Origin of the sequence: Pelagicoccus enzymogenes, assembly GCF_014803405.1 — a bacterium.
GTDB classification, from domain to species: Bacteria; Verrucomicrobiota; Verrucomicrobiia; order Opitutales; family Opitutaceae; genus Pelagicoccus; species Pelagicoccus enzymogenes.
The window spans coordinates 1-6,986 of the sequence record NZ_JACYFG010000016.1; the positions used below are offsets into that span (position 1 = coordinate 1).

Genomic DNA, 6,986 nt, shown 5'->3' on the forward strand with positions numbered 1-6,986 from the left:
CCGCTTCCCTCCTCAAAATCCTTAGCTCCGCACGAACGCTCCCAGGATCTCCACGAAACGCTCCCGGCACTCGAAGTGCGGATTGTGCCCGCTTTCGGGGATCACCTCCAGAGCGCTCGCCGGAAAATAGTCCCGCAGCTGCGGCACCTCGTCCTTTACGAAATAGCGACTCTTCCCCCCCATAATGAACAGGGTATCGCCCTCGTAGCGATCGCCCGGCTCCAAGGGATTTTCCTCGATATCCCGCTGCCCAGCCACGATCGCCTCCACGTTCACCATCCAGCGAAACTCTCCCGTCACCCGATCCTTCTCCAAGTTCGTCAACAGAAACTTACGCATCGCCCAACTCGAAACGTGCGGCTCCAACTGGGCCTCCGCGTCCGTGCGCGACTTGAGCGAATCCATGTCTACCGCCAGCATGCCCGCAAAATCGTCGTCATGGTTATTCGGATACCGATGCGGCTGGATGTCCACCACCACCAGCTTGCGAATCGCCTTCGGGTACTCGCAAGCCAGCTTCATCGCCAGCTTCCCGCCCATGGAATGCCCTACCAAAATCGGCCGCGAATCCAGATTTTCGTCCATCCAAACCATCACGTCCTCCATCATCACCTCGTAGGAGTGCGGCTCCTCCCAAGGCGAAGCGCCATGGTTACGCAGATCGAGACAGTAAACATGATGCTCTTTCGCCAAGGCTTGGGCCGCGGCCTGCCAATTCCTCGACGATCCTAACAGCCCGTGCAAAATCACAACCACCGGCTTTCCTTCGTCCCCGAACTCTCTGAAAAACAAATCCATAAGCGAGCCCGCATTCACAATTCCCCCTCCGCAATTCACAATTAAAAAAATTCTCCCTTTACCTCAAAGCGCCACCCCTCAAATTTTGCCAACTCACCAAAAAAGGTAGCGGCCGCTGTCTCAGCGGCCACTCCACAGTCCGTTCCCTTCCGTCCCACATCCCTCCACCTTCAAGCTTTCCAAATGGCCCGCGAAAAGAAGATCACCCCCATGATGCAGCAGTACTACGAGGTTCGTAAGACCCTCCCCCCCAATACGCTGCTGCTCTTCCGCCTGGGCGACTTCTACGAAATGTTCCATGAGGACGCCGAGGTCGGCGCCCAAGTCCTCGGCATCACCCTCACCAAACGCAGCGACTACAAGATGGCCGGCATCCCCTTCCATGCCGCCGAGCAATACATCGGCAAAGTCCTCGCCGCCAACATGAAGGTCGCCATCTGCGAGCAGGTGGAAACGCCCCAAGCCGGCAAGCTCGTCAAACGCGCCCTCACCCGTATCCTAACTCCGGGTACCACCATCGAGGACAATCAGCTCAACGCCCAGCGCAACCACTACCTCGCCGCCATCGAGTACGACAAGTCCGGCTTCTCCCTCGCCTGGATCGACCTCTCCACCGGCGAATTCCGCATCGCCCACGACAGCAAGCCCGACGACCTCCTCCCCGTGCTCGTCTCCATCGATCCCGCCGAGCTCCTCCTCATCGAAGGCACCCAAGAGTCCTGGCAAAAGCAGTCACACAACAACCCCGTATTCGAAGAGCTCATACACTTCGCAAATTCCCGCTCCACCTCCGAGCAACCGAGCTTCCAATTTGACTGCGACTCCGGCGCCCAGGCCGTCATGGAAACCCTCGGCGTCATCAATCTGGAAGGCTTCGGCATCGAGAAGACACACGACGCCCTCGGCTGTGCCGGCGCCCTCTTGCACTACGCCCGCGAAACCCTGCGTGCCGAGCCGAAAAACCTGTCATCGATCCGCGAATACAGCGCCAAGGCCTCCCTGCTCATCGATCCCGCCACCCTGCGCAACCTCGAGATCTTCAAGTCTACCCGTGGCCTGCGCGAAGGCTCCCTCATCGACGCCATCAATGGCTGCAAGACCGCCGCCGGCGCCCGCCTCCTCGAGCAATGGCTCATCGCCCCCGAGCGCAGCATCCCCGAGCTGCAGCGCCGCCTCGACTCGGTCGAGCAATTCTTCCGCAACCCCATGGGGGCCACCGAGCTACAAGCAACCCTCAAGTCGGTTCGAGACATCAAACGCATCCTCTCCCGCATGCAAAACCGCCTGCGCAACCCCCGCGAACTCGGCGGCGTGCGCGACACCCTGCTGCAAATCCCCGAGCTCAAATCCACCATTTCAGAGGTCGCCTCCTCATCTCCTCAGGCAGGGTCCGCTGTCCCAGCGGACCGCCCCACCTCCCCCCTCGACCAACTCCTCGACCGCCTGCACGAACTTCCCGCTCTCACCGAGCTGCTCGACCGGGCCCTCAAGGAGGAGCTTCCCAGCAAGCTGGACGACGGCGGCTACATCGCCACCGGCTACGATCCCGAGCTCGACCGCATGCTCTCGCTCACCACCGACAACAAAGTCTGGCTCACTGAACTGGAGGCTGCAGAACGAGAGCGTACCGGCATCAAAAACCTCAAGGTGAAGTACAACGGAGCCTTCGGCTACTTCATCGAGGTCACCAAGTCGAATCTTTCACTCGTACCCGAAAACTACATACGCAAGCAGACCACGGTCAACGCCGAGCGCTTCATCACCGAAGACCTCAAGGCTAAGGAAAAGGAGATTTTCCACGCCGAAGAAAATTCCAAGCGTCGCGAAGAGGAACTCTTCCTCGGCCTCATCGAAGCCGTGCTTGAAGAGAGTGTCGCCCTCACTCAAACCGCCGAAGCCCTCGCCGAGCTCGACGTATTCTGCGGCTGGGCCGAAATCGCCCGCCGCTGGGACTACTGCAAGCCCGAGCTCAACGACAGCGACGTGCTCGACATCGAACAAGGTCGCCACCCCGTGGTCGAACAGATGCTCCGCAAAGACAGCCAAGGACTCGCCGGCAGCCACGCCTTCGTGCCCAACAGTATCGGCATCAGCGCATCCAATAATCAAATACACCTCATCACCGGCCCCAACATGGCCGGTAAGTCGACCTTCATCCGGCAGGTCGCCCTCATCACCCTGATGGCCCAAGTCGGCTGCTGGGTGCCCGCCTCCGCCGCCAAGATCGGCATCGTCGACCGCATCTTCTCCCGCGTGGGAGCCAGCGACGACCTTGCCCGCGGCAACTCGACTTTCATGGTGGAGATGAACGAAACCGCCAACATCCTCAACAACGCCACGGAAAACTCGCTTATCATCCTCGACGAAATCGGACGCGGCACCTCCACCTACGACGGTCTCTCCATCGCCTGGTCCGTTATCGAGCACCTGCACCGCGATCCCGAAACCGGCCCTAAAACCCTTTTCGCTACCCACTACCAAGAACTCACCCAACTCGACAAGCATCTCGGCCGTCTCGAGAACTACAGCGTGGCCGTCAAGGAGTGGAACGACGACATCGTCTTCGTGCGCCAAGTGGTCAAAGGCGCCGCCGACCGCAGCTACGGCATCCAAGTCGCCCGCCTCGCTGGCCTGCCCACTCCCGTCATCGATCGGGCCAAGGAAATCCTCGAACGCCTCGAGTCCGACGACGCTAGCGTAACGGTTTCCAGCCCTACCCCCATCCCCGTGGCCAAGCCGCGTAAGAAGATCAAAGTCGAGAAGGACGAAAACCAACTAGGGCTGTTTTAGCGTAGCGCGTTCCGCATCTCCCTCGTAGGGCTGCCGCTCGCGGCACGCCGCAGAACCCGAATCACCTCGAAAAAAAATCTCCAGCCCGCGTATGGACTGGAGACTGAACTGAAAGCTATTTCAGCAGCTGCCTGAGGTAGGTGGCGTAGCTGGTCTTGCCCAGGAACTCGATGCGCTCTTCGAGCTGCTCGCGGGTCAGCCAGCCCTTCTCGTAGCCGATGCCCTCCAGACAGGCCATCTTGAGCCCCTGGCGCTCCTCGATCACCTGCACGAACTGGCCGGCCTCCATCAGGTTCTTGTGCGTGCCCGTGTCCAGCCAGGCCGTGCCGCGGCCCAAAAGCTCCACGTTCAAGGCGCCCTTCTCCAGGTAGATGCGGTTGAGGTCGGTGATCTCAAGCTCGCCGCGCGCCGAGGGCTTCACCTGCTTGGCGTACTCCACCACCTTCTCGTCGTAGAAGTAGAGGCCCGGCACCGCGTAGTTGGACTTGGGCTGGGCCGGCTTCTCCTCAATGGAGAGCACCTTGCCGTCCGGGGCGAACTCCACCACGCCGTAGGCGGTCGGGTTGGCCACGTTGTATCCGAAGATGGTGGACCCGTCGGTTCGGGCGTCGGCGTTTCTGAGGGTGCGCACCAGCTCGTGGCCGAAGAAGAGGTTGTCGCCCAGGACCAGGGCGGCCGGGGCGCCGTCGAGGAACTCCTCGCCGATCAGGAAGGCCTGGGCCAGCCCGTCGGGGCTGGGCTGCACCTCGTAGCTGAAGTTGACCCCGAAGGCGGAGCCGTCGCCGAGCAGGCGCTCGAAAAGCGGCGTGTCCTGGGGCGTGGAGATGATCAGGATGTCCTTTATGCCCGCCAGCATCAGCAGCGAGACCGGATAGTAGATCATCGGCTTGTCGTAGATCGGCATCAGCTGCTTGGACACGGCGATGGTGCACGGATAGAGGCGGGTTCCCGAACCGCCCGCGAGGACGATCCCTTTTCTTGGCTTGGTGGACATAGTGTTAGGAGGAAATTTGGTTGAGGAGTTTTAACCGCGAAGGTCGCTACAGCCTTTTGAAGCGTGGATGAGGGATGAACCGCAGAGGACGCGGAGAACGCGGAGTCTTGGATATGCTTCGACTGTTTCTGTAGACCTCGAAGCGCGCGCCGACCACGCGATAGCATTCGTCCTTCTGAATCAGGTCAGCCATTTTAGCGTTGTTTGGCGCCTTTAGCGGTCACTCCAAAGTCAGCTGTTGCCGAGGCGTTCGCGGGCGTACTTCTTCTCGGCGATGTCGCGGCACCAGTCCTGGTTGTCCAGGTACCACTGCACCGTCTTGCGGATGCCGCTCTCGAAGGTCTCGGCCGGAACCCAGCCGCACTCCTTCTCGCTGCGCTCGCAGTTGATGGCGTAGCGGCGGTCGTGGCCGGGACGGTCCTTCACGTAGGTGATCAGGTCCTCGTACTTGGCGATGCCGGCCTTTTGGGCCGCCTCGTTGCCGGAGACCGGGGCCAGCTCGTCGAGCAGGGCGCAGATGCGCTTCACGATCTGGATGTTCTCCATCTCGCTGCGCCCGCCGATGCAGTAGGTCTCGCCGAGGGCTCCCTTTTCCAAGGCGGCCAGGATGCCGGTGCAATGGTCCTCCACGAAGAGCCAGTCGCGGATCTGCTTGCCGTCGCCGTAGATGGGCAGCGGCTTGGCCTCCAGGGCGTTGAGCGTGACCAGAGGGATCAGCTTCTCGGGGAACTGGAAGGGGCCGTAGTTGTTGGAGCAGTTGGTGGTCACCACCGGCATGCCGTAGGTGTGGTAGTAGGCGCGCACCAGGAAGTCGCTGGAGGCCTTCGACGCGGAGTATGGGCTGTTGGGCGCGTAGGGCGTGGTCTCGCAGAAGGCCGGGTCGCTGGGGCCGAGGGTGCCGAACACCTCGTCGGTGGAGACGTGCAGGAAGCGGAAGGCCTCCTTGGCCTCGCCTTCCAGCTTGGCCCAGTGGTGGCGGGCGGCCTCCAGCATTCGCAGGGTGCCGGTCACGTTGGTCTCCACGAAGGGCTCGGGCGTGTCGATGGAGCGGTCCACGTGGCTTTCGGCGGCGAAGTGCACGACGGCGCTGACGCCGTGCTCCTTTATGAGGGAGGCAGTCGTGTCCTGGTCCAGGATGCTGGAATGGGAGAAGACGTAGGCGTCGCTGGACTCGAAGTCGCTTAGGTTGGCGGGATTGCCCGCGTAGGTGAGCGAGTCGACGTTGACGACGCGGTCGAAGCCCCTCTCCTTGAGGAGCTTGGCGTCGTCGCGCAGCAGGACGCGAATGAAGTTGGAGCCGATAAAGCCGCAGCCGCCGGTTACGAGGATGGAGTTCATAGGGAGAGGAAGTGTTTGGTTTTAACCGCGAAGGACGCGAAGGTCGCTAAGGGTTTGAAGGCAGGAATTAGATTTAAAGTTGAGGACCAAGAACGCTCCGATTCTTCTTAGCGTTCTTGGCGAACTTCGCGGTTCAGGAAAACTTAGGCCTTCCGCCAGTTCTTGAGGGACCACTCGAGGGCTTCCTCGACGGGTCGCATGATGACGCCGGCGTCGCGCAGCTTGCTTTCGTCGAGCACGCAGTTCGAGCGCGGGGTCTTGGCCGCCTTGGACATGAAGTCCGCCTCGTCCTCGAAGAACTGGAACTCCTTGCCGTTGACGCCCGTCTTCTTGATCAGCTCCACCACTTGGGAGGTGGTGACGGCCCCGGGGTTGGTCACGTTGTAGATCCCGTAGGGAACCTGCTTCTCCACGCACTCGTAGCAGGCGGCCACGAAGTCCTCCAGCTGGCTGAGCGAGTTGGTGGCCTGCAGCAAGGTGGCGTAGCTCTGCACCTTGGTCAGGTAGTTGCGGGGATTGTCGAGGTGGTTGAACGGTATCCGCAATCTCCATACGTAGCCTTCGGGAGAGGACTCGTGCTCCCAGGCGGGCCACTGGCCGTCGCCGCGGTCGACCTCGCGGTAGCCGAGCACCTCTTCGCCCAAGGCCTTGGTGCCGCTGTAGAAGGAGCAAGGCGGCTTGCGGAAGGAGAAGTTCGGTGCGTCGTCCTCGCGCCAGCCGCCGCCTCCCGGGCGCTCGCCGCCGAAGATGCAGCCGCTGGAGACGTGGCCCCAGCCGATGGACAGGTCGCCGCAGACCTCGCGTATCACGCCCGGCAGTACGGCGTTGCCGTCGAGGCAGTTCCCCTTGTCCAGCTCGCAGGCGTCGACGTTGGGCTTGCCGGTGTAGCCGGCGCAGTTGACCAGGAAGGTGGCGCCGGCGTCCTTGAGGGCGTCGGCGAAGTCCTTCTTGGACCCGTTAGCGATCTGGCGGCCGCTAAGCGTTTTGAAGGCGACGCCCTTGCCCTCGAGCAATTGGCGAAATGCGCTACCGACGTAGCCGGTGGAACCTACGAGTGCTATCATGA

General features: G+C 61.6%; 5 protein-coding genes. 1 reads left to right on the forward strand and 4 read right to left on the reverse strand.

Annotated features, from left to right (window positions below):
• Positions 1-21: 21 nt before the first annotated feature.
• Positions 22-798, reverse strand: coding sequence for an alpha/beta fold hydrolase (locus IEN85_RS09975; protein WP_191616956.1), 777 nt, complete (start codon positions 796-798; stop codon positions 22-24).
• A 183-nt stretch (positions 799-981) separates the two neighbouring features.
• Between IEN85_RS09975 and mutS the strand changes: the two genes are divergently transcribed.
• Positions 982-3,588, forward strand: coding sequence for a DNA mismatch repair protein MutS (gene mutS, locus IEN85_RS09980; protein WP_191616957.1), 2,607 nt, complete (start codon positions 982-984; stop codon positions 3,586-3,588).
• Between the two features lie 115 nt (positions 3,589-3,703).
• Here the strand turns inward: mutS and rfbA are convergent, their stop codons facing one another.
• The 3 genes from rfbA to IEN85_RS09995 all read right to left on the reverse strand — a co-directional run.
• A complete protein-coding gene (gene rfbA / locus IEN85_RS09985) occupies positions 3,704-4,582 on the reverse strand; it encodes a glucose-1-phosphate thymidylyltransferase RfbA (protein WP_191616958.1) in 879 nt (292 codons plus the stop codon).
• Positions 4,583-4,813: 231 nt separating this feature from the next.
• Positions 4,814-5,920, reverse strand: coding sequence for a dTDP-glucose 4,6-dehydratase (rfbB, locus tag IEN85_RS09990; protein ID WP_191616625.1), 1,107 nt, complete (start codon positions 5,918-5,920; stop codon positions 4,814-4,816).
• 143 nt (positions 5,921-6,063) lie between these two features.
• Positions 6,064-6,986 (reverse strand): sugar nucleotide-binding protein (locus IEN85_RS09995; protein ID WP_191616626.1); only part of this gene is annotated, 923 nt, incomplete at its 5' end.

Bases quoted from the DNA above. Each gene is read 5' to 3' on its own strand.
- rfbB (WP_191616625.1), bottom strand. From the start codon at position 5,920: ATGAACTCCATCCTCGTAACCGGCGGCTGCGGCTTTATCGGCTCCAAC.
- mutS (WP_191616957.1), top strand. From the start codon at position 982: ATGGCCCGCGAAAAGAAGATCACCCCCATGATGCAGCAGTACTACGAG.
- IEN85_RS09975 (WP_191616956.1), bottom strand. From the start codon at position 798: ATGGATTTGTTTTTCAGAGAGTTCGGGGACGAAGGAAAGCCGGTGGTT.
- rfbA (WP_191616958.1), bottom strand. From the start codon at position 4,582: ATGTCCACCAAGCCAAGAAAAGGGATCGTCCTCGCGGGCGGTTCGGGA.